Consider the following 23,528-nt stretch of genomic DNA (forward strand, 5'->3'; position numbering starts at 1 on the left):
AGCTGTAAATCATGGGTATAAAAAACCATTCCCTTAAGTCAATTTTTTCAACAATTGATAAGATCGAAAAGATACATTAAGCAAAGGCTTAGAGTTGAAAATGAAAACCAGAGTCCTGTTCAATAAACTATCAAATCCATTGACCTTCGGAAAAAAACGAAATGGATATGCATCTTTTTCCCTATATATTTCTAAATCTTTACTCAACTCTTTAAAACTAAAATCAGATTTGAAGTATCGAACTATTGAAATCAGAACATACCTTTCTTTTTTGGCTTTTAACATCTTCAAACAATCTATATTCTCGCCTTTATTTTCATTTTCAATTGATTTTATCAACTCATCTTGCTTTTCTATTGCAAAAGCTAAATCCTTAAAATGGGTTTTCAAATGCTTTTTGGATTTGTTTCGAGTAATAGAATTGTTGGACATGTAGTATCTGTATACATCATAGTTCAAGTAAACTACTCTTTCTGCCTTACTAAAAAGAATAGGGGTTATATATGAATCCTGCAGAAACTTTCTGTGATAAAAAGTTACCTTACAATTATGGTAAAATTGTCTTCTTATAAAATACCACCAAACCTCAGGTTTGAAATTATGTTTACCTATAAACTGTGTGCCTTTCATAACAGAAACAGGCTTGTCTTCATCAATATTATCAGATTTGGACAGTGAATGACTTGTTACTTGTTTACTGTTAAATCCTATAATATCCAAATCATTTGTAATTGCTAAATTCAATATCTTTTCTAAGGTATTGGCAGCTATATAGTCATCAGCATCCACGAAATATAAATAGTGACCACATGCAATATCTACACCTCTATTTCTAGCGCCTCCATTGCCTTTGTTTTCCTGATTTATTAGCTTAATATTTCCGTGTTCTGCTATGAGTCCTCGAACAATAGATTCTGTAGCATCTGTAGACCCATCATTTACCACAATGATTTCATAACGTGATGAATCTATATTCTGGTTGAGCAAGCTTTTCAAACAAATTTCTATATGTGACTCAACATTATATGCTGGAATAACAATACTTAAATCCACTTAATCAGTTTTAAATTAACAAACGATTTTATAAGGCAAATATCAAGACAAGCATCTGGGGTTTAAACTTATTTCTTTCAAATAAAAAAGCTGCCCTTATTTGGACAGCTTCTTTAAACGGGTCGTAATCTTAATTATAAACCGATTCTTTTCCAAAGTGCTTCGTCAACATGTAATAGATTACCGCACGATGTTTATTCTTTTCCGACTTTCCGTACGCATCAATAACACTATTGATGGATTCCATCAATGCAGGGGTCTCCGCCAATCCCAATTTCTTGATCAAAAAATTGTTCTTGACCGTTTCCAATTCCTTATCATCGGAACCAGAAACTTTGGAAGCATCCAAATTATAAATAGCAGGACCCAATCCTATCGCAACTTTTGTCAGCAGATCCATATCCGGAGTTTGCCCAAATTTACTTTTGATGTCCTCGGCGTACTTTTCAATTAATTCGTCTCTTTTACTCATAATGTGTTAGTGTTCTTAATGGATTTTAAAGCAAAGGTTCTAAGATATGAAATCGAAGTACCCAAGCAAAATTTTATTGTTCAAAACCCGTGGTGTGGCGACTTCCAAGATTTTCGGCCTGTCTGATTTTGCATATAGTTTCTGTAATGCTTCATCCAATTCTGCCTCGTTTTTTGCATGGATATGTTCAAAACCATACATTTCTGCCAAATGTTCAGCGGATAAGTCGTGACTGGTCTCAAAAAAGGTCTCAAACTCTTCCGTATCCTCTTTGCCTGGCAAAATCCTGAAAATGCCCCCTCCTGAATTATTGATGAGCACAATCCTGAAATCAGGTCTCATATACTTGTTCCACAATGCGTTGCTGTCATAAAAGAAACTCAGGTCGCCCGTAAGTAAAACGGTGGGTTCCTTACTGTAAATGGAACTTCCCACGGCCGTGGAAGTAGTACCATCTATGCCGCTTGTACCACGATTGCAAAATACCTGAAGGGATTCATCCAAAGTAAAAAGTTGTGCATACCTTACGGTGGAGCTATTGGCCAAATGTACCTGATACCCTTTGGGTATGTTTTTTAAGATTCGGTCAAAAGCGATAAAATCCGAAAATGGAATTTCCTTCAAATAGTCCTTACGCTTTTTCTCGTAATTATCTTTTTTATGTTCCCAAAATGCCTTGAAATCACTATCGCCGGAACCATTGGCCCCCATCTTTTCAAAAAATTGATTGGGGTCGGCTTTAATATGCTTTGTCAAGCAATAAAAGGTATCATTGGCTTTTTTTGTATCGATATGCCAATGTTGCTTGGGCCTGTACTCCCGTAAAAAGGCCTTTATTTTTTTGGACACGATCAGTCCACCAAAGGTTACCAAAAGTTCTGGTTGCAACTTTTGAAAAAGCTCCTCCCTGTTTTTGGATTTTTCAATGGGAGCGATGATACTATCGATACTCTCAAAAAAGTTGGGATGGTGCAGATTCGATGTCGTTTCTGTAAACAAAACCGTATTGGGGTCGTTGGCCAAAAGCTCCAAGACTCCTTCATCAATAGCATTGGGATGATTTACACCGACCAAAACCATTTTCCGAGAACTGGTATTCCATATCGCGGCCAAATTGTCCCAATTATCATCCATCGGGTTTGATGGGTTTGCTAAAGCTTCCAAATTTTGGATTTGTACCGAGGGCTCTTCTACCCTTCCATACAAGGGCTCCTCAAAGGGAATGTTGATATGAACAGGATATTTGTCATCAAAAGCGACGGCAAGGGCCTTGACAATCTCTTTCTCGTTATGTTGTTGTACCTCCTCTTGACTGTTTTTCAACAACGACTTTCCATATTTTGAAATGGTCTGCGTGGCATGGGAAACATCCTGTTTCAAATTAGCCGAATAGCCAATGTGCTTTTCCAATACATTTTCCTGTCGTATCGTCTGTCCGTCCCCAATGTCTATCCTGTAACTGGGCCTATCCGCAGATACTACAATCAACGGGATGTCGCTATAAAATGCTTCCGCCACAGCGGGATAAAAATTCAACATCGCACTACCCGAAGAACAAAGCACGGCCACGGGCTCCTGCAGGTGTTGTGCCATGCCCATGGCAAAAAAGGCGGCACAGCGTTCATCTACAATGCTGAAACATTTAAAAAATGGATTTTTAGTGAAACTTATGGTCAATGGGGCGTTTCTGGACCCCGGGGAGATAACTATATTTTTAACACCCTTTGATTTAAAGTACAAAACCAAAGTCTGTGCAGCGGGTATATCTGAGTACATCATGGACTACAAAAATACATCATCTGTGTGGTAAAAAGCCAATATAGAGCTTATGAATTTACAGGATGCCCAACATGGTTTTACTCTTGTTCTGGGTCTCTTCCCATTCGCTTTCCGGGTTGGATGCTTCCGTGATTCCGCCTCCGACAAAAATGGATGCTTTACCATTCTCCAACTGCATGCACCTTAAGTTAACGAACAACGACAATTCTCCCTGTCCATTTAAGTTCAGCTCGCCCAAAAAACCTGTGTAGAATGTTCTTTTGTAGTTTTCGTTGGCCTTAATAAATTGTGTGGCCTCACCTGTGGGTATTCCACACACCGCAGGGGTTGGGTGCAATGCCCTGATAACTTCCTCAACCTTTAGGTTAGGCATCATGCTGCCGCGTACCTCGGAGCGTAAGTGCCATAAATTCCCCGCCCTCACGGATTCCGCTTCATCTATTTCCAAGCGCTCCATGGTATGGGCCAGTTTATCCCCAATGTACTCGGATACCATTTGCTGTTCCTCTATCTCCTTCTTTCCCCATTTTGGTTTTACATTTTCCACGTAGGGCAAGGTGGCAGCCAAAGACATGGTCTGTAATTTTTTGTCCCTGACTTTGACCAAGGTTTCGGGGGTTGCACCGCACCAAATTCCTACTTTGGGATGATGGAAAAGATAGCCAAAGGCGTTGGGATATTTGTTGAGAAGCGTTTTTAATATTTTGATGGGCGATTTAGAAACGGTAACCTCAATCTTTCTGGAAAGCACTACTTTTTGAAGCCTTCCTTTTTCAATTTCCTTGATACCGCTTTTTACCAAATTGATATGCGCTTCCCGCCCCGATTCATCCAAAGAAATGCTATTTGTGTCTTGGGACGCTTCATAATGAAACTTTCCTTTCCAAATCTCATCAGGTTGAATCAAAACAACCTTATCTTCTGAATCAAAAGGGGCAAAAACAAATCCTTTTTCCGTAAAATCCTTGGAGTGATGAAGTGCAGCATCAGCCTGAAAAACCCCTGAAATTTCATCTTCGTTGGGTTTCCTGTACAATGCAAATGGCAAACCTTCATCGAGACAGGTCTCTACCCTATCCAAAATCTCCTGAAGGTTCTTAGTTTTTGGGTAGTGCAATGGTGGTCAGTTTACAGTTGGAAATCAAACGGTCCTCTTCATCGGTAATTTTTATTTCCCACAATTGCGTGGTTCTCCCTTTGTGAAGTATGGAGGCCCTGGCATACACAAAGCCTTCTTTTATGGAACGAACATGGTTAGCAGCGATTTCAATGCCTCGAACAAAAAACTTTTGTCCGTCCAAGAAAATATAGGAAGCTGCACTCCCCACACTTTCGGCCAAAGCTACGGAAGCCCCTCCGTGCAATACACCATCAGGCTGGTGGACTTTTGGTGTGACGGGCATTTTGGCCAAGAGAAAATTTTCGCCTACATCAATATACGTTATGTCCAATGTTTCCATTAATGTGCCTTTGCAAATTTCGTTGCAAACAGACAGAATCTTCTCTTTGTGTTCGTTCATCCCTCTAATTTTTGTAAAATTACACAAAGCTTTGCCAATATCTAAATCAGCATTTTTAAACATGTCCAACACAGAGAAGACTGTTACCTACACTTCCGAGAATACATACCTGACGCAGAATGAATTAACCCCGAAAACCAAGAATGTATGGTTGGTTTTTCATGGAATCGGTTATTTGAGCCGCTATTTTGTGAAGTATTTCAATGGGCTTGATGCTGAGGAAAACTACATTATTGTTCCCCAAGCTCCTTCCAAGTATTATCTGAAGAACGAGTACAAATATGTTGGCGCAAGTTGGCTGACCAAGGAAAACACCCAAACGGAAATCAAGAATGTACTCAACTATATTGATGCGGTACTGGAAGCTGAAGAAATCCCAGAAAATGTAAACCTTATGCTCTTCGGGTTTTCGCAAGGGGTTTCCGTGGCTACGCGATGGCTGGCCAGCAAAAAGGCAAATTGTAAACTAGTGGCTTTGTATGCCGGTGGTATCCCCAATGAATTGACAGCGAAGGATTTTGATTTTTTGGATTTCGACTCTACTGATATAAAAATTATCTACGGCGACCAAGACCAATACTTGACCCCAGACCGATTGAAAAGCGAAAAAGTTAAAATTGACAAACTGTTCAAAGGCTATGCTGAAACCATCACATTTAAAGGTGGACATGAAGTAAAGCCAGAAATCATTGAAGGCCTGATTTAATTACTGGTCTCCTCCTTGGAAGCTTCCTCTTCGTAATATTCGATGGTTCTTGTGGTATATGTGTTTCCTGGAGTAACAATCTGCTTTACCCAATTGCTGGGTGTATGATTATCGAACTGAAAAATATACTTGTCCGCTGATTCCGTATTTACCGTTTTCTTGATGACCTTGCTCAGCACTCCGTCAGTATAGTGATAGAATTTTTTTTTCTGTGATACGAACTCCTTTCCTGCTACATCATACAGAAAATCTTCACTTGTAACCAGCTTACCTGCACTATTGAAAACCTCTTCGTTTGCAATATTGGGTTCTCCATCGATATACTCCTTGGTCAAAATAACCTCATATTCGCCATTCGCGCCTTTTTTGGTGGAAGTCCTAACTGATTTTTGCAAGATTCCATTGGTAAAAGTGCTAACCGTCTTTTCGTTTTTTACCTGAGTATATTCAAAAGTGGTCTCGTCCACCCCTTCGCCGTTGGATGTAATGATGCGGGTCAATTTTCCTTCCTCATCATAATGGTAGTGCTGCTGCTCCAAGAACTGTTTGTCATAGGAAATTATCTTTTCAATGATCTTACGATTGGGAACCGTATCCAATTCATAAAAATTGGCCATGGAAGTGGATTCATCCAAAACGTTGCCCTTATAGCTTTCCATGCGCTTCTCCACCAACTCACCTTCATTGTATTTGTAATAGGTAATGTCCTGGTCGGTCTCGTTGTATTGGGTAATTGTCTTGGTCAGTACACCATCCTTGTTGAATTCAAATAATTCCTTGCCATAATCGGTACTTACAAGGCACGATTTAACCTGCCCTTTGAGATCAAAGTCTTCAACAGTAAAGATTTGAACCTCTTGGGACCAAATTCCAAGGCTATGAATAAATGAAAAAAGGAGTAGTATGGTGTAGTGTTTTTTCATGCTGTAAAATTAGTCGTTAAAAATGCAACTGAAAAATCTAAACCGCATATATCGTGCCCTAGATGATCAAATGTTATTTAAAACTTTCTACCGGGGTCGAATGGAGCAATATCCATGGACAATTTATCCCCTGAAATGATTTCGGTTACCAATTTGCCGGTAGCCGGACCCAAGCTCCATCCCATCATGGCATGTCCGGTGGCAATGGTTACATTGTCAATGTTTTTAGGTCTACCTATATACGGAAGCCCATCGGGAGAAACGGGACGAAGTCCACATTGCGCATTTTTCTTGGCTTCCTCGGGAAGTCGTAGTCCTTGGTAGTATCCTTCCACCCCTTTTGCAATGGCCTCCACCCTTTCCTTGCGAATGTTATGGTTGATTCCTGAAAACTCCATGGTTCCCGCAAAACGCGTAAAGCCTTCCATGGGGGTAACAGCAATCTTTTTTTCCATCAAAATGGCGGGCATGGTAATGTTTGTGGGCTCTTCTACATTGATTCTGTATCCTTTACCTGCTTGCAACGGCAATTTCAAGTTCAATTTTTTTGACAGTTCAGAAGTCCAGGATCCTGCAGCAAAGACCACTTCATCCGCTTTGTAAGAGGTTTTGTTGGTAGTAACCCCGGTAATTTTATTCCCCGAGACGGACACATCGGTTACAGTTTCATTTTTGTGAAGGGCCACTCCACTTTTATCTAGGTACTCCACCATTCTTTTCATGATCAATGGTGGTGTGGTATGCCGGTCACATTCCCAAAGCACGGCTCCCTCAGCATTGAAATCCACATTGGGTTCTATTTGCCGTAATTCTTCTTTGGACAGGTGTTTGCCTACTAGTCCCATTTCTCCGGCTTTTTCCACCACTTCCATCTCGTGGTCGCGGGCTGCTTCGGTTTGGTAAACCATCAATAAGCCTTTATCCCCTATCTCAAAATCCCCCAAGTCGCCTGAAGCCTGGATACCTTCATACAGTTCCCTGCTCAAAAGGTTGATGTCCTTGATTACAGGCATGGCCTGCTTCACTTTGGATTGGGTTGAGGACTTTTTAAAATACCATGCCCATTTTATGAAATCAGGATCCAATCTAGGTTTCATATAAAAAGGGCTGGATGAATTGAACATATACTTCAATCCCTTTGTGATCATGCCAGGTGCGGCCAAGGAAATAATATGGCTTGGAGTGAGGTATCCTGCATTAACAAAAGAAGCTCCGGATGTAATATCGGATTTATCCAATACAGTTACCCGATGCCCTTCCTTTTGTAAAAAATAAGCGGTGGATAGTCCCACGATACCACCACCAATTACAATTACACTTTTATTCTTGTCCATGTTAATCCTTTAATACCGGTGCAAAATACATAAAGGGCTGAGAATGATAATGCCAAAATTGCGATTTCTTTATCTAACTTTTTGACTATTTTTGAAGGATTATGAAAACTTACAGACTAATGAAAAAATTATCCTTATTGGTATTGGGCTTTGCCTTTGCCTGCAATTCCTCCCAGAAAACAGTTGCGGAGGCCCAACAACCAAAACCGGTAGCCAGCCCGGTATCCTATGCGGAATCCATTACCCAAGAAGATCTTAAAGAGCATTTATACACCTATGCTTCAGATGAGTTTGAGGGAAGGGAAACCGGTACTCCCGGACAAAAAAAGGCCGTAAATTACATTAAGGCACACTATGAATCCTTGGAAATTCCACCAGCACAATCAAATGGCGAATATTTTCAAGATGTTCCCTTAGAGGTGTCCAAAGCTCCTGAGGGAAATATGAGCATCAATGGTACATCTTTTGAGCTTGGCGAACATGTATTGACCTTTTCAGAAGCCAAAGGTGACTACAATAGCATTGTTTACGCTGGATATGGTATAGAAGATGGAGACTATTCGGACTATAGCGGGATTGATGTAAAAGGGAAATATGTATTGATCAAAGCTGGTGAGCCAGTTGATGAAAATGGCGTATACGATATTTCCGGAAATATGGAACAATCGGTTTGGAGCAATGCATCCGAAGCAGTAGGCAAGAAACGTGATATTGCCAAAGAAAAAGGGGCTATTGGTGTATTATACTACGATATGTTGAGCTTCCCAAGGTCCAACAGGTATTTTCAGTATATGAAGAAGAACAATAGTGGTAGAATGAGATTGGCCGATGAAAAGAGTGATGAAGTTCTTATCTACTTGGACGATACCGCGGTAAAAGCTCTAAAAAGTGATATTGAGGAGGACAATATTCCCAAACTTATTGAGGCTGACATCGAATTGAACATTACGAGCAGCGATGAAAAAATCAATTCTGAAAATGTTGTGGCCATTTTAAAAGGTTCCGAAAAACCAGAAGAGTATGTCGTCATTTCTTCCCACTTGGACCATACTGGGATCACTTCCGACGGGCAAATCAATAACGGTGCCGATGACGATGGTTCCGGTACTGTTTCCTTATTGGAAATTGCAGAGGCCTTTAAAAAGGCTGCTAATGAAGGCAATGGTCCAAAACGTTCCATAGTGTTCTTACATGTTACCGGAGAAGAAAAAGGACTTTTAGGTTCTAGATATTATACCGATGTCGACCCTATTTTCCCTTTGGAAAACACTGTTGTGGACCTTAACATTGATATGATTGGACGTATCGACCCCAACTATGAAGGAGCTAGAAACTATTTGTATTTGATAGGTTCCGATAAATTGAGTACCGAATTGCACAATCTATCCGAAGAGGTAAATAATCAATATACCAACATTGAGTTTGATTACACATACAATGATGAGAACGACCCGAACCGTTTTTATTACCGAAGTGATCACTACAATTTTGCCAAAAACAATATTCCGATCATATTCTATTTCAATGGTACCCACGCGGACTATCATAGACCAAGCGACACACCTGACAAGATAAATTATGATCTCTTGGAAAACCGTTCAAGACTTATTTTCTATACAGCATGGGAAATAGCCAACAGACCCAACAGATTGGTAGTCGACAAGGCCGCTGATTAAAAAGCCAAGATTCAAAAAAGTAAAAGCCCTCAATACCTGAGGGCTTTTTTTATGTGATCGTTTTTAAAACAAAAAATCCCAAACCAGAAGGCTTGGGATTTTACAAACTCAAGGGTGGAAGACCGGGTTCGAACCGGCGACCTCTGGAACCACAATCCAGCGCTCTAACCAGCTGAGCTACAACCACCATTTAAAGCGGATGCAAAAATACTTTTTTGTAATGATTCAACCAAAATATTTTTCAAATTACATCAATTTATTCTCATATAGTAGATTCGCTCCCGTTCTGTTTTCTTTTAACTCACTGGCAACTAACATTAAAAGTTGAACAGTACAATTTACCGTTAAAATGCACGTTTTTAAGACCAAACACACATTTTTGGGCATTTCACAACAATTAATTCCCAAAACGGTGTTCCGAAATTATTTTTACAACAAATATTTTCAACTGGGTGTTGTCAGAAAAAAACTTCGTAATCAACCGTAAAGCCTCATTAGTTTCACTAGTGCTTTGCACCCTTATGTTTACAGTGACCATCACTGCTTTAGGGCAATCTTCCAATGAAAGGGATAGCTTGGCCTATAAACTACAACGCCTCGAATCAACCCATCGTTTCAATCCCAAAGACACTACCCACATCAATTTGCTAGTGGACCTTGCTTTTTCTTACCAATATCTGGACAGCGACAGCCTATACTCGGTGGCAAACAGAGCCTTGGAATACAGTAGAAAAATAAATTATGCCCATGGCATAATAGGTGGTTTGAATGCGCTGGGAACTTATCATTACAATAAAGGGAACAGGGAAAAATCCATGCCCATGTTCAAGGAGGCCCTTGAGCTTGCAACAGAGGTAAATGATATAGATTCGGAATTGTCCATCATAAATACCATGGCCCAAAACTATAGTTTTGAAGGAAACTATGCCGAAGCACTGAACCTTAACCTAAAGGGCATTGACCTGGCCAGAAAAATCGAGGATGAATCTACCCTTTCTGTGCTCAATGAAAATATAGCTGGACTATACGCCGACCAAAAAGACTTTAAAAATGCATTGATGTTTTATGACACTGTGCAGAAATTCAACAGAAGGTTGGGCGACGAAGTCGTGGATGCAGAAACGCAAAGTAACATGGCATCGCTATATAAAGATGCAAAGGATTATAAAAATGCGATGTTCAACATCAATCGGAGCATCAGTACCTTCGAAAAACATAAAATTTACGATTGGTTGGCCTATGCCTACCAGGTAAAGGGAGACATTTACCTCGATCAGAAAAAGTACAAATGGGCTTTATATTGGTACGACCAGAGCGATATGCTCTTCAAACACCAAATTGAGGATGATCGAATTAAAATTCAGTTGATGAATGGAATGGCCAAAGTATACTTCGGCTTAGAAAGGGACAGTCTCTCATTGGAATATGCCAAAAAGGGGCTTACACTTTCCAATAAAATCAAATCGTTGCAAGGGCAGATTGATTGTTCAGAGACATTGTACAAGGTTTACAAAAAGAACGGGGAAACCCCAGAAGCTTTGGCTTATCTGGAAACCTTCAAAACGTTGTCTGATTCGCTGTTCATGGACAAGAACAAGCAAAGCTTATCTCTTCTCGAAACCAAATTACACTACGAGCAGGAAAAGCAAGAATTAATAGAAGCCAATGAAGAAGCCCTTGCCAAACAACGTAATTACATCTATTTTACCGTAATCGTACTTCTGATTCTGACCATTATCACTTTTGTAATCCGAAGAAGTGAGAATATCCAGAAAAAATTGAACAAAGAACTCAAGGATAAATCACAAGCGGTAATCCAAAGAGAGTCACAACTTCATGAAATCAACAAAACCAATACAAAGTTGTTCTCAATTATTGGGCACGACCTCAGGGGACCTATTGGTGGTTTACAAAGTATTCTGAAAATGTTTACCGATGGGGACATTTCCACAAAAGAGCTGGTCTCGTTTATTCCAAAACTTAAAACAGATGTCGACAATATATCCTTTACCTTGAACAACCTGTTATCCTGGGGATTGAACCAACTTAACGGTGTTGTGACCAAACCTAAACGGGTATCCTTGTCTTACCTTGTGAGCAATAATATTCAATTGTTATCTGAGATTGCGAAAAGTAAATCCATCAAGATCATCAACCAACTTCCTGAAAACCCTCGTATTTGGGCCGATAACAACCAAATTGACATCGTTATCCGAAATTTACTGAGCAATGCCATAAAATTTACCCCTGAAAATGGTCTTATCACTATTGGCGCCGAAGAGAAATCGGGCATGTGGCAGATATCCGTTCGTGACACAGGTATCGGGATGACGGCTGAAATGCAACGTTCCGTTTTCAAGGATTCATCCAACATTACCACTTACGGTACCAACAATGAGAAAGGTACAGGGTTAGGCCTCTCGCTATGCAAGGAAATGGTCCATAAAAACAATGGGGAAATTTGGGTGGATAGCGTTCCGCGTAAGGGAACCACCTTCTACTTTACCGTTCCTAAAGCACAGAGTAGGTACCAAAAAGCGTCTTGATCAAATTAGATCATCAAGACTGTCCACTCCAACATATCGTTCCACTGTAAAACCTTCAGCGTACTCCACGCCAATCAACCTGCCTAAATCCCTGGCTCTGTAGATGACACTGTCCGTAAAGTTTTTACTGCTGATGGGTGTCTCTGGCTCGTCGCTATCAGGGTCAAAGAATTGTGAACCGTAGGCCATTATAGCATCGGTTTTCGTTTCTATAAATCCTGATACATCCACGGCAAAATCGGGTTCCAGGTTTTTCCATTGAATAAAATGATAGACCAATTTCGGCCTCCAGACTTCTTGCCATGCATCATCCCCGTCCATTTTGGTGTCTATTTTCATCAATCCGCTCAAAAAGCAGGCATCACTGACCAGTTTACTGCCTTTTCCATGATCAATATGACGGTCTTCGATAGCATTACAGAGCACAATTTCTGGTCGATATTTTCGAATGATTTTGATGAGTTCCAACTGATGCTCCTTGTCGTTCACAAAAAATCCATCGGCAAACTCCATGTTTTCACGAACGGCTACACCCAAAATTTCGGCTGCTTTTGCCGCTTCTCTGTCCCTTATTTCGGCAGAGCCCCGGGTTCCGAGTTCGCCACGGGTCAAATCCACTATCCCTACCTTTTTTCCTCTGGAAACTTCTTTTGCTATGGTGGCCCCTGCCCCAAGTTCGGCATCATCTGGATGCGCTCCGAATACTAAAATGTCTAATTTCATATAAATATTACGCCGTAACGGTCATGGATTTTACTTTGGCTATCGCCTGTTCAATATCCGCTATTAAATCTTCCGTTTCCTCAATGCCTAGAGAAAAACGAATCAACGAGTCCTTTATCCCTTGTTTGGCCCTGTCTTCCGGACTCATCAATGCATGGGAGGTTTGGGTCGGAGAAAGCATGGTGCTTTCAATCCCTGCCAAACTCATGGATGGTTTTATCAATTTCAATTCCTTAAAGAAAAGGGATGCATCTATTTCTGGTTTCAATTCAAAAGAAAGCATACCTCCAAAACCCTTCATCTGTGATTTGGCCAGTTCGTGCCCTGGATGGTCTTTAAGTCCAGGATAATACACATGGTCCACATCATCACTTTGACTCAAATAGGTGGCCATTTGCATTGCATTCTCATTTTGGGCCTTCACACGGATGGCCATCGTTTTTAAGCTTCGTTCCAAAAGCCAAACCGTATAATCGCTCAGGCTTCCACCAAAACAAATCCCTGTTTGCCAAACCTCTTCCATATGCTCTTGAGATGCGGCAACAACACCGGCACAGATATCGGAATGTCCTCCCATATATTTGGTGGCACTGTGGACTATCACATCAATTCCAAAATCAATTGGATTCTGATTGATGGGACTTGCAAAGGTATTGTCGATCATGGAAAGGATTCCTTTCTTTTTGGCCAAATCGGCCACTCCTTTTACATCAGTAATGGTCAACAATGGGTTCGATGGTGTTTCCAAATACAGCACTTTGGTATTTGGTTTGATTTCTTTTTCAAAATCTTCAACCTCCCATCCTGTAGTAAAGGAATATTCGATGCCAAATCTTTCAAATTGACTCACAGCAAAATGGTAGGTTCCCCCATAAATGGTCTGCTGTAGCACCACATGATCTCCAGCTTGAAGAAATGCCATCAATGCTGTGCTGATAGCTGCCATTCCGCTACCAAAAATCAAAGCAGCCTCGGTATGCTCCAAGGCTGCCAGTTTTTTACCCAACGCTTCTTGATTGGGCGTATTGTAATATCTAGGGTATCTTTTTACCGCTACGTCCTCAAATTGGTACGATGAACTCATGTACAAAGGAGACACTGCCCCTTTGAATTCCTTGTCCTCCAACTCGCCAACGTGGGTACAGATGGTATTCAATCCTTTTTTATCCTCGTTCATGTTGGTTTTCTTTAGGATAAAGATACGAAACCCATCATACTTGGACTTTCTTCCATTTTCCTTTTTTAAACCATATCATGGCCAAAACTGCCAACATTACTTCTGCCAAGGTAATGGCTATGAAAACACCTGTTGCACCCCACCCCAGAACCAAAGCTGAAATATAGGCCAATGGCAATTGAAAGAACCAGAACGAAATCAAATTGATCTTGGTGGGAGTACGGGTATCCCCTGCTCCATTGAAAGCTTGTGTCACTACCATACCATAGGCATAGAAAATATACCCGATGGCAATCACTTGAAGACAAAGTGCTCCGCTCTTTACCACCTCCGGCGTTGTATTGAACCAAGAAATAATGGTGTTCGCAAAGATAAGATACCCCAAGGAAACCGTGCCCATGAAATAGGCGTTGTATTTCCCCGTTTTCCAAACGGATTGCTCAGCCCTATCGGGTTGTTTGGCTCCAAGATTTTGACCAACCAAGGTTGCTGCTGCGTTGCTCATACCCCAAGATGGCATTAAAGTGAACATCATTACACGAATGGCAATGGTGTACCCTGCCAATACTTCGCTTCCGAACTCGGACATGATTCGCATAAGGAAAATCCAACTCGAAGTCCCAATCAGGAACTGGGCGATTCCACCCAATGAAACTTTGATCAAATTGAGCATTACCTTTAAGTTCAATACCAAATCCTTGGCCGCCAATTTGATTTTTCCCCAACCGAAGAATAAAATTCCCAATTGAAAGAGTACAGCCGTTCCCCTACCGATATTGGTAGCTACCGCTGCACCTTTTACGCCCATTTCAGGAATAGGTCCAAAACCGAAGATAAACATGGGGTCCAAAATGATATTGAGTCCATTGGAAAGTACCAAGGCCCACATGGCTATGGATGCATTCCCCGCGCCGCGGAAAATGGCATTGATCAAGAACAAGAGCACTACGGTAATGTTTCCTCCAATCAAAAATTGAGTATACCCATATCCGTCAGCAATCAGGTCGGGTTCGGCACCCATGAGGGCCAAGATATCCTTAGCATAAATAATACCAATGATTCCGATGGTTATGGAAATTACCACGCCCAAACTAATGGCCTGTATGGCTGCAATACGTGCCCCGTCCACGTCTTTTTCTCCGATCCTACGCGCCACAACTGCGGTGGCAGCCATGCTGAGCCCAATGGCCAACGCATAAACCAGCGTGATAACGGATTCTGTCAATCCGATGGTCGCCACGGCATTCACGCTTACTTTGGAGACATAGGCAATGTCCACCAGCGCAAAAATGGATTCCATGAGCATTTCCAAAATCATGGGAATGGAAAGCATGAAAATGGCCTTTCGGATGCTTCCAGAAGTAAATTCTGTCTCTTTACCGGAAATGGCTATCCAGAAATATTGAATGAATTTTTTAAATGAATTTGTATGTTGATGAGTCATTATCAAAGAATTATGTGTGGAAAAAGTAAGTCAATGTCGGATTCGCCGAGGGAGTTTCGGTTACTGGATCGGCCCTCGGCCAATGGTGACATCTATCGTGTACATAATTCTTGTTACTTCATGATGATGCAAATATGCGAAAAAATCCTATATATTATTCATTTTTTTTCATTTACTAGCCCACTCCTTGTCCCTACCTTCGTCCATACCAACTTAAATAATTCAAAATAATGCGTATTAAAATTTTGGTGATCATGGTACTATCATGTTCCTTGGCACTAACAACATCATGTAGAAAGTCTCCTGAGACTGCAGAGACCAAAGAAAAATCAGGTTATCAAGGACAAGGTAAAAGCCCTGTTGTACCTACGGTGGACAAGCCCATTCAAAAGCAATGGAAAGGTATTTGGGCCTTTAACGACAGAATGACTTTCTTTTCAAACAAATTTGAGGGTGCCCGGTTGAACGGTGTGGCCTACGACGGTAACGACCATTATACTATATGGGTTACCGCTGAAAACACACCCATCAACGTAAGTCCTTGGTATGCTTTTCAGGTATGGTCCGAGGAGCCGCGCGATATCACGGTTCAGTTAAACTATCAAGATTCAAGAAGCAGATATTACCCAAAGATCAGTACGGACGGAAGAAACTTTACCCCTCTCGATAGCACAAAATTTAAGGCCATTAACTCCGGCGTTGGCGAATTTGGAATAAAAGCAGCACCAGAATCTGCGGAATTGACAATTAGTGTGACCGAAGACCCAACTTGGATAACCGCACAGGAACTTTATACTTCCACCATTGTAAAGGAATGGGTGGATTCCCTGAGTCAAAAACCGTTTATTGAAAATTATCCAATCGGTCTGTCAAAGGAGAAACGTACCATGCACTTGATGGAAATCAATGCAAATGAAGAGGCCAATAAAGCCATGATGATCATTTCCAGACAACACCCACCCGAAGTAACTGGGTTTTTAGCCATGAAGTCTTTTATTGAAACCATTTCCGGGAATTCGGAACTAGCCAAGGAGTTTAGACAAGAGCACTCCGTGTTTGTGGTACCATTGATGAATCCTGATGGAGCCGACAATGGGCATTGGAGACATAATATGGGAGGCATTGACCTCAACAGGGACTGGCAAAACTTCCATCAGCCAGAAACCAGAAACGTTCGGGATTTTCTAGTAGAGAAAGACAAGACCTATGATTTTGTTTTCGGAGCAGATTTCCACTCGACATGGGACGATATCTACTACCCCATTGATACCACTGTAACCGGGGAAAAAGGGAAAATAGTATTTGACTGGATTGAAAACATCAGCGAAAGATTACCTCAGAAGAAAACCAACATAAGTGCTTCCGATCAAATTGACCCTACCATGGTATCCAGCAAGTATTTTTACGTACATCATGGAATGCCTGCCATTGTATTTGAACTGGGAGACAATACTTCCCGACCTTTCCTAAAAGAAAAAGGTAAAGTAGCTGCAGAGGAAATCATGAAACTTTTAATGGAGCAATAGCCTATTTTTTGGCATAGTGTACTTTGTACCTCCAAAAACTGATACCTCCTAAAACAAAGACCCCAAGTACCGTGTACCACACAAAGCTTGGGGTTATTACTTGGTCCCCACTGGCATAACTGTGCAGTCCTACCAAATAGAAGTTTACTCCAAAATAAGTCATCATAATACTGGCAAAGGCCACAATACTGGCAAAATTATAAGTCCACTTGCCACGTAGACCAGGAACCAATCGCATGTGAAGTACAAAAGCATACACCATGATTGAAATCAAAGCCCAAGTTTCCTTCGGGTCCCAACCCCAATAACGGCCCCAACTCTCATTGGCCCATTGACCACCCAAAAAGTTACCGATGGTCAGCATGACCAAACCAGCTGTAAGGGCCAATTCGTTGATTACGGTAAGCTCCTTAATAGCAAGATCCATTCGTTTTTTGTTCTTTTTGTTGGTAAGAATCATCAATAAGAGGGTAACTACCCCTAGAATCATCCCAACCGTCAAAGGACCATAACTACCTACGATTACGGCAACGTGAATCATCAACCAATAACTGTCCAATACAGGTACCAAGTTGGCAATCGCAGGATCCACCCAACTTTGATGGGCTATCCATAACAACATGGAGGTCACAAAAGCACTTGCTGCTATGGTAAGCTCACTCTTTCGACCTAGCGCCAAACCAATTCCCATGGTGGCCCACCCAACATACAATATACTTTCGTAGGCATCACTCCAAGGTGCATGGCCAGATATGTACCAGCGCAATATCAAACCAATGGTGTGCCAGATAAAGAACAATATGATGGTCCCTTTCAATAAATAAGCAAAGGCATCGAGAAATTTTCGTTCCTTGAAAATTTTGGCAATCAATACGAAGAACAACAAGACACCGACCATTGCGTAGTACTTATACAAACGGTTGAACAGGTCCAGCTTGTTGTAAATGATCTCGGTTTTTATCTTTCTATCCGATGGCAATACTTCCTCCCCGTGATTCTTTTGATTCTGTTTGAAGGCTTCCAGCAATCTATCAGGTTGAGAGTAATCTCCGGTCTTGATGGATTGTTGCAGCGAATTCAAATAATACGGCATCGCATTTCTGATGAAATTGGCATAGAGTGAATCCTGTACCTGATAGTCCCCACCACGATATTCAACAGCAGAAATCCATTTATTGTTTTCATCGTTCAGCAAGGGAAATATTTTGACGATGCTTCCACCCAAAGCAACATCCAACAAACTCAACCTTTCCCATACCTTTTTGATATCCTTTTCAAAATTCGAAGGATTGTTTGTAGTAGTGGCCTTTTCTAAATAAGGCCCCAATTTATTGACTCCTTTCTCATCAAAAAAATCAGTGGCCTTAACATAATCTGTACCCTTCGGAACTCCAATTACTTTTCGAATACTATCGTTTTGCCATTTACCCACTTCAATAAAATCCGCAGTGTACCAAACCCCAGGATTAAGCATCATGGAAAGGAAAACCTGATTGGAAGACATATCTTTATACTTGTCCTTACCGCTCAATTTTCGTAATAGTTCAGAAGAAAAAGTGTGTACAGGCTTCATTCTACCCTCCCCATCCTGTATGACCAAAGCACCAAACTTCTCGGCATGCTCTTTGGCTACGGTAGTGGCTTGAATCACAGAATCTATTTGTGCCTTCGTTGGGACATTGGAATGTTCATGCACCTCTTCTTGGGCGTTTGCCGAAACAAAAGCGAAGAAAAGTGCAATTGTTGTCAATGCGGCTTTCTTTTCCTTGATTTTTTCGAGCATGGTCTGTAAATCCCTGAAACGTGTTTTTCCAAAGAACATGATGCCCATCAAACCAATATACAGCAGAAAATAACCAATATAGGTAATCCATGTGCCCCACCAGTCATGATTTACGGAGAGAACGGTTCCTTTCTCATCAGGATGGAAACTGGATTGGAAGAACCGGTATCCTTGATGATCTAGTACGTGATTCATATAAATATCATAATCAAAAGGACGGTCGTCGTGCACCGTGACCTTACTCATGAATGAAGCATAACCTGTTTCGGTTCCCGGATATTTTTCAGCAATAAAATCGTTCAGCTCAATGGAAAAAGGAAGCTCGTATACTTTGGATCCATAACTCAATGAGAAATCCAACCCACCTACATTGATCTTGTCCGAGAAATTAGATGTTCCCTTGCTTCCCAACAATTTCACTTCCTTGCTCTCACCATTGGCAGAGATGGAAACAATTAAAGCATCTTGTGTTTCTTTGGTAATTTCCTCCTCGGGCACTTTAACAATACCATAACTACCTTTTATCAAAGGGTCAGGTACCACAAACTGCATGCCGCCCATAGTGTAAAGTGAGCGTAATTGCAACTGCTGGATGCTATCACTGGCCACTTCCCCTTGGAATTGGTCTGCCATTCGCATAAAATTACCTTCAAATGGCGATTTGATGCGGTAACCATTTTCTTCATCGTAAAAGATGTTGACGGCACCATCAGTTTCATTGTTTAAAGCGAAAAGGATGTTATGGACACTGGCTATTTTACCATTTTCCAGATAATGCTCGTGGCGCTGACCATTTCCAGCTTCTACAATTTGAAGGTACTCGGTTCCATTTTCATCTGGTATCAATCCTTTTTCTGCTCCTTTGATAAAATCCACATAACTGATGGAAAACGGTTGCCCATTGAAATCGGATTTCCACGGTAAACTGGAACGTTTTCCCTCTGGGGTCACTAGGATGTCATCTTCCAATACCCTACGTTTAGTTTCTCCATTGATGTCCCCATCTACAAAAGCAGTCAAATACGTCTTATCCGAATAAAAAACCTTCTCAGTGGCACCTTCCCTTATGGGCATCATACCCTCATAACTGATATAACGGGTCACAAACGCGCCAACGATGATCAAAATCCAAGAAAGGTGAAGAATCAGTACCGGCCATTTTTTCCATTGCAAAAGACGATACCTGTAAATGTTTCCAAAAAAGTTGATTACGAAGAAGACCATAATGGCCTCAAACCAAGTAGCGTTGTAAATATAAATTCGTGCGGTTTCGGTACTGTACCAGCTTTCCACAAAAGTTCCCATGGCCATTGCCGCAGCAAAGACCAAAAATAGAACAGCCATAAGTCTTGTGGAAAAAAGCGTTTTCTTAAGAATATCGATCATGGAAATTCGGTCTACTTTCGGTTTGCAAAAATACGGTCTTTTTAGAACTTCCTTGTTGCATAAAACGATAAAAATCACACATATTTGTTAATTCTTACTATGATTCATCAACCCTAAATTTGTAATTTTGGGCATGCTCAAGATTGTGATTTTGGGAACCGGCAACCTCGCCAAACACCTGTACAGCGCTTTTGCAGGAGCCACTAATGTTGATGTGGTCCAAGTTGTGGGACGCAATGGAGAAGCACTTCAGCAATTTTCGACACACTCCCCTATTTCCAACGATTTTAATGCCATTACTGATGCCGATGTGTATGTAATCGCAGTAAAAGATGATGTTATTGGCGAAGTGTCAAAACATCTATCGAACAAACAAGGAATCGTGGTCCACACTTCTGGAGCCATTAGTCTGAAAGCGATACAACCTATGAACAAAGGTGTTTTTTACCCACTACAGACGTTTACCAAAGGTAAGACGGTTGATTTTTCAAGTATTCCTATCTGTATTGAAGCTGAGGAGAAACAATCTTTGGAAACATTGAGAACCTTGGCAGCATCCATTTCTGAAAACGTACACCATATCGACTCGGAACAGCGAAAAAAATTGCATCTTGCAGCCGTTTTTGTGAACAACTTTACCAATTACCTCTACGGTATCGGCGAAGAACTTTGTTTGGAAGAAGGACTCTCTTTTGATTTATTGAAACCATTGATTATGGAAACTGCGAATAAAATCCAGACCATTTCGCCCAAAGAGGCTCAAACGGGGCCTGCACGCCGTAATGACATCAAAAGCAAGGAAGAGCACCTGGAACTTCTGAACAAACCAGAACACATTACACTCTATAAACTATTGAGCCAAGCCATAAAACAAGCGCATGAAAAAGAATTATAAAGAGCTACTGAGTAACATTACCACCTTTGTTTTTGATGTTGATGGGGTTTTTACAGATGGGACCGTTTTGATCACCACTGATGGCGAACTACTTCGCAAAATGAGTGTCAAGGATGGCTATGCCTTAAAAACTGCCATTAAAAAAGGATACAATGTGTGCATCATCACCGGTGGAACCAATCAAGGCGTAAAAGAGCGCTTAAAAGGTCTTGGGGTAACCGACTTTTACATGGGTGCCCATTACAAACAGGAACCGTTGGAGGAGTATTTGGATATTCATGATATTGACCCACAATCCGTGGTTTACATGGGCGATGATGTTCCCGATATTCCACCCATGAAAATGGTGGCCCTGGCCACTTCTCCACAGAACGCAGTACCCGAAGTAAAAGCTATTTCCGACTATGTTTCGCACAAAAATGGAGGCGATGGTTGTGTTCGCGATATTATTGAGCAAGTTTTAAAAGTTCGCGGGGACTGGAACGATAATTTTAGTGCCAAGAATGACTAAAAATCCACTCAAAGAAAAGCTCAAGGACAAAAAAATCATCTTAGGCTCTGGCTCGCCAAGACGCAAAATGTTTTTGGAAGAATTGGGACTTGATTTTGAAGTAGGACCTAAATCCGTAGAAGAGGTCTATCCTGAAGCATTACAAGGTCAAGAAATATCAGAGTATCTGGCCAAACTAAAGGCCACGCCATTTTTGGAGGAGTTGGAACCCAACCAAATCGTGATTACGTCCGATACCCTGGTTTGGCACAACAATACTTCTTTGGCCAAAGCTTCTGATAAAGCAGAAGCATTCGAAATGATCAAAACGCTCTCTGGCGATTGGCACGAAGTGATTACCTCTGTCTGTTTTACCACAAAAGATGCGCAAAAAACAGTAAGTGGGGTTACCAAGGTAAAGTTGAAGGAATTCTTGGATGATGAAATCAACTACTACATTGACACTTGTCAACCGTTTGATAAAGCTGGTGCCTACGGCATTCAGGAATGGATCGGTATGATCGGTATTACTGAGATTCAAGGTTCATATACCAACGTAGTGGGACTGCCCACCGATTTGGTCTACAAAACACTCATGGAGCTGTAATCACGTTCGTTTTACCGAAATGATTTTTACGGGACAGGCTTTGGAGGCTTGTTCACAGGTATCGTAAATGCCCTCATCGTGGGATTTGATGGTATGAAATCCTTTTTTGTTCTGGGAGTGTAATAAAACAGATTTCCCATCTTTCTTGGACATGGCAAATTGTTCTGGAGCCATCTCCACACAATAATTACAACCGATACATTTTTCACGCTGAAGCGTCACTACCACCATTAGGCCTCTATCTTATTTTCCACGATTTTGTACAACTTGTCCGATAGGCGAATTCTAAAATTCAAAGGAATGGTTACGGAATCGCCCTTTTTGGCGGTGGAAAGTTTGGCATCGTTCACCAACATTTCGGTCACTTTCATTTCTTTGGCTCCTGTTGAGGGGCCTGTCACCAAAATGGTATCACCAATTGAGATATCGTAAGCTTCAATGATGAACTCACCAATGTTACTTTTCGGGAAGAAGTGGGCTCCTTTACCAATATACACCTTCTTTTGTGTAGCCGAAGAACCGGGAATTTTACTCCACTCGCCCAACTTTTGGCCCAAGTAGTACCCGCTCCAAAAACCACGGTTGTATACTTTTTCCAATTCCTGCATCCAAGTGATTACTTTCTCTTTGTCGTAGTTGCCTTCGTATAAGCTATCCAATGCTTGACGATAACATTTGATTACTTTGGCCACATACTCCGGAGCACGCCCCCTACCCTCAATCTTCAATACTTTGATGCCTGCATCAGCCACTTGGTCCAAGAAATCAATGGTACATAAATCCTTTGGAGACATAATATACTCGTTGTCCAGTTCCATTTCAAAACCAGTCTCCTGGTCGATAACCGTATACTTTTTTCGGCAGTTTTGCTTGCAAGCACCTCTATTTGCGGATGAGTTGTAAGAGTGCAAACTCATATAACATTTACCCGAAACGGCCATACACAAGGCTCCATGACCGAAAACCTCTATCTCAACCAAACGACCCGATGGTCCTTTGATCTGTTCTTTTTCTATTTGCCCGGTAATCTTCTTTACTTGCCGCAAGCTCAACTCACGGCTCAACACCATGGTATCTGCGAACATGGCATAGAATTTTACCGTTTCAATATTGGTTACGTTGATTTGGGTGGATATATGTACTTCCAACCCCATTTCCCTGGCGGAAGCGATTACCGCTTGATCCATGGCAATAATTGCGGTCAAACCTACTTCTTTGGCCTTCTTTAATAAGGTCTTGACAATGGAAAGATCATGATCGTAGATAATGGTGTTCAAAGTCAAGTAAGTTCGCACCCCCCTGGCATTACATCGCTTTGCTATCTCGGGTAGATCGTCCAACGTAAAGTTCATGGTCGCCCTTGCTCTCATGTTCAATTGCTCCACACCAAAATACACCGAATCGGCTCCGTTCTCCAACGCAGCCTGTAACGATTCAAAGTTACCCGCAGGTGCCATCAACTCAATCTGTTGCATACCAAAAAGTTTA

General features: G+C 41.3%; 20 protein-coding genes and 1 tRNA gene. 7 read left to right on the forward strand and 14 right to left on the reverse strand.

Features of this window, described 5'->3' with window-relative positions; genetic code table 11:
- Nucleotides 1–33: 33 nt before the first annotated feature.
- The 5 genes from EO132_RS16130 to EO132_RS16150 all read right to left on the reverse strand — a co-directional run bounded on the left by EO132_RS16130 (nt 34) and on the right by EO132_RS16150 (nt 4,824).
- The gene (locus tag EO132_RS16130) at nt 34–1,053 is read right to left on the reverse strand and encodes a glycosyltransferase (RefSeq protein WP_127138850.1); all 1,020 of its coding nucleotides are present in this window, start codon (nt 1,051–1,053) and stop codon (nt 34–36) included.
- Nucleotides 1,054–1,183: 130 nt separating this feature from the next.
- The gene (locus EO132_RS16135; protein WP_127138851.1) at nt 1,184–1,525 is read right to left on the reverse strand and encodes a DUF2853 family protein; all 342 of its coding nucleotides are present in this window, start codon (nt 1,523–1,525) and stop codon (nt 1,184–1,186) included.
- Between the two features lie 39 nt (nt 1,526–1,564).
- Complete coding sequence (menD, locus tag EO132_RS16140) at nt 1,565–3,304, reverse strand: 2-succinyl-5-enolpyruvyl-6-hydroxy-3-cyclohexene-1-carboxylic-acid synthase (RefSeq protein WP_127138852.1); 1,740 nt, start codon at nt 3,302–3,304, stop codon at nt 1,565–1,567.
- 55 nt (nt 3,305–3,359) lie between these two features.
- Nucleotides 3,360–4,421, reverse strand: coding sequence for a chorismate-binding protein (locus EO132_RS16145; protein WP_235856487.1), 1,062 nt, complete (start codon nt 4,419–4,421; stop codon nt 3,360–3,362).
- A complete protein-coding gene (locus tag EO132_RS16150; protein WP_127138853.1) occupies nt 4,402–4,824 on the reverse strand; it encodes a PaaI family thioesterase in 423 nt (140 codons plus the stop codon). The genes EO132_RS16145 and EO132_RS16150 overlap by 20 nt, the downstream gene beginning before the upstream one ends.
- A gap of 61 nt (nt 4,825–4,885) precedes the next feature.
- On the opposite strand from EO132_RS16150, the gene EO132_RS16155 reads away from it, so the two are divergent.
- Nucleotides 4,886–5,530, forward strand: a complete 645-nt coding sequence (locus EO132_RS16155) for an alpha/beta hydrolase (RefSeq protein ID WP_127138854.1) — start codon at nt 4,886–4,888, stop codon at nt 5,528–5,530.
- Here EO132_RS16155 and EO132_RS16160 read toward each other — a convergent pair.
- Both EO132_RS16160 and EO132_RS16165 read right to left on the reverse strand, forming a co-directional pair.
- Entirely contained in the window at nt 5,527–6,453 is a 927-nt protein-coding gene (locus EO132_RS16160; RefSeq protein ID WP_127138855.1) for a hypothetical protein, read from the reverse strand. The genes EO132_RS16155 and EO132_RS16160 overlap by 4 nt on opposite strands.
- Nucleotides 6,454–6,530: 77 nt before the next feature.
- Complete coding sequence (locus EO132_RS16165; RefSeq protein ID WP_127138856.1) at nt 6,531–7,787, reverse strand: NAD(P)/FAD-dependent oxidoreductase; 1,257 nt, start codon at nt 7,785–7,787, stop codon at nt 6,531–6,533.
- 119 nt (nt 7,788–7,906) lie between these two features.
- Between EO132_RS16165 and EO132_RS16170 the strand changes: the two genes are divergently transcribed.
- Nucleotides 7,907–9,463, forward strand: a complete 1,557-nt coding sequence (locus EO132_RS16170; protein ID WP_127138857.1) for a M28 family peptidase — start codon at nt 7,907–7,909, stop codon at nt 9,461–9,463.
- A 112-nt stretch (nt 9,464–9,575) separates the two neighbouring features.
- On the opposite strand, the gene EO132_RS16175 is transcribed toward EO132_RS16170, so the two are convergent.
- Nucleotides 9,576–9,651: transfer RNA gene (locus tag EO132_RS16175), tRNA-His, on the reverse strand.
- 333 nt (nt 9,652–9,984) lie between these two features.
- Here EO132_RS16175 and EO132_RS16180 point away from each other — a divergent pair.
- On the forward strand, nt 9,985–12,009 hold the full coding sequence (locus EO132_RS16180) for a tetratricopeptide repeat-containing sensor histidine kinase (protein ID WP_235856488.1): 2,025 nt from the start codon (nt 9,985–9,987) through the stop codon (nt 12,007–12,009).
- Here the strand turns inward: EO132_RS16180 and bshB1 are convergent, their stop codons facing one another.
- From bshB1 to EO132_RS16195, 3 genes are read right to left on the reverse strand one after another with little or no spacing between them, the layout of a single operon-like run.
- Nucleotides 12,010–12,732 (reverse strand): bacillithiol biosynthesis deacetylase BshB1, encoded by a 723-nt coding sequence (gene bshB1 / locus EO132_RS16185; RefSeq protein WP_127138859.1) that lies wholly within the window; start codon nt 12,730–12,732, stop codon nt 12,010–12,012. It abuts the gene before it with no gap.
- 7 nt (nt 12,733–12,739) lie between these two features.
- Entirely contained in the window at nt 12,740–13,909 is a 1,170-nt protein-coding gene (locus EO132_RS16190) for a trans-sulfuration enzyme family protein (RefSeq protein ID WP_127138860.1), read from the reverse strand.
- A 34-nt stretch (nt 13,910–13,943) separates the two neighbouring features.
- On the reverse strand, nt 13,944–15,353 hold the full coding sequence (locus tag EO132_RS16195; protein ID WP_127138861.1) for an MATE family efflux transporter: 1,410 nt from the start codon (nt 15,351–15,353) through the stop codon (nt 13,944–13,946).
- A gap of 254 nt (nt 15,354–15,607) precedes the next feature.
- On the opposite strand from EO132_RS16195, the gene EO132_RS16200 reads away from it, so the two are divergent.
- A complete protein-coding gene (locus tag EO132_RS16200) occupies nt 15,608–16,879 on the forward strand; it encodes a M14 family metallopeptidase (RefSeq protein WP_235856489.1) in 1,272 nt (423 codons plus the stop codon).
- A 1-nt stretch (nt 16,880) separates the two neighbouring features.
- Here the strand turns inward: EO132_RS16200 and EO132_RS16205 are convergent, their stop codons facing one another.
- On the reverse strand, nt 16,881–20,048 hold the full coding sequence (locus EO132_RS16205; RefSeq protein WP_127138863.1) for a cytochrome c biogenesis protein: 3,168 nt from the start codon (nt 20,046–20,048) through the stop codon (nt 16,881–16,883).
- Nucleotides 20,049–20,181: 133 nt separating this feature from the next.
- On the opposite strand from EO132_RS16205, the gene EO132_RS16210 reads away from it, so the two are divergent.
- Genes EO132_RS16210 through EO132_RS16220 form a run of 3 tightly spaced genes read left to right on the forward strand, consistent with a single transcriptional unit; the run spans nt 20,182 to nt 22,040 of the window.
- Nucleotides 20,182–20,943, forward strand: a complete 762-nt coding sequence (locus tag EO132_RS16210; protein ID WP_127138864.1) for a Rossmann-like and DUF2520 domain-containing protein — start codon at nt 20,182–20,184, stop codon at nt 20,941–20,943.
- Nucleotides 20,927–21,454, forward strand: a complete 528-nt coding sequence (locus EO132_RS16215) for a KdsC family phosphatase (RefSeq protein ID WP_127138865.1) — start codon at nt 20,927–20,929, stop codon at nt 21,452–21,454. The genes EO132_RS16210 and EO132_RS16215 overlap by 17 nt, the downstream gene beginning before the upstream one ends.
- Nucleotides 21,447–22,040: a Maf family nucleotide pyrophosphatase gene (locus EO132_RS16220; protein WP_127138866.1), complete on the forward strand. Its 594-nt coding sequence runs from the start codon at nt 21,447–21,449 to the stop codon at nt 22,038–22,040. The genes EO132_RS16215 and EO132_RS16220 overlap by 8 nt, the downstream gene beginning before the upstream one ends.
- Here the strand turns inward: EO132_RS16220 and EO132_RS16225 are convergent, their stop codons facing one another.
- Together EO132_RS16225 and EO132_RS16230 are read right to left on the reverse strand one after the other, a co-directional pair.
- Nucleotides 22,041–22,271: a ferredoxin gene (locus EO132_RS16225; RefSeq protein ID WP_127138867.1), complete on the reverse strand. Its 231-nt coding sequence runs from the start codon at nt 22,269–22,271 to the stop codon at nt 22,041–22,043. It abuts the gene before it with no gap.
- Nucleotides 22,271–23,515: a peptidase U32 family protein gene (locus EO132_RS16230; RefSeq protein ID WP_127138868.1), complete on the reverse strand. Its 1,245-nt coding sequence runs from the start codon at nt 23,513–23,515 to the stop codon at nt 22,271–22,273. Before EO132_RS16230 ends, EO132_RS16225 begins: the two co-directional genes overlap by 1 nt.
- Between the last annotated feature and the right edge of the window lie 13 nt (nt 23,516–23,528).

The organism is Flagellimonas oceanensis, assembly GCF_003992595.1.
Classification (GTDB): domain Bacteria; phylum Bacteroidota; class Bacteroidia; order Flavobacteriales; family Flavobacteriaceae; genus Flagellimonas; species Flagellimonas oceanensis.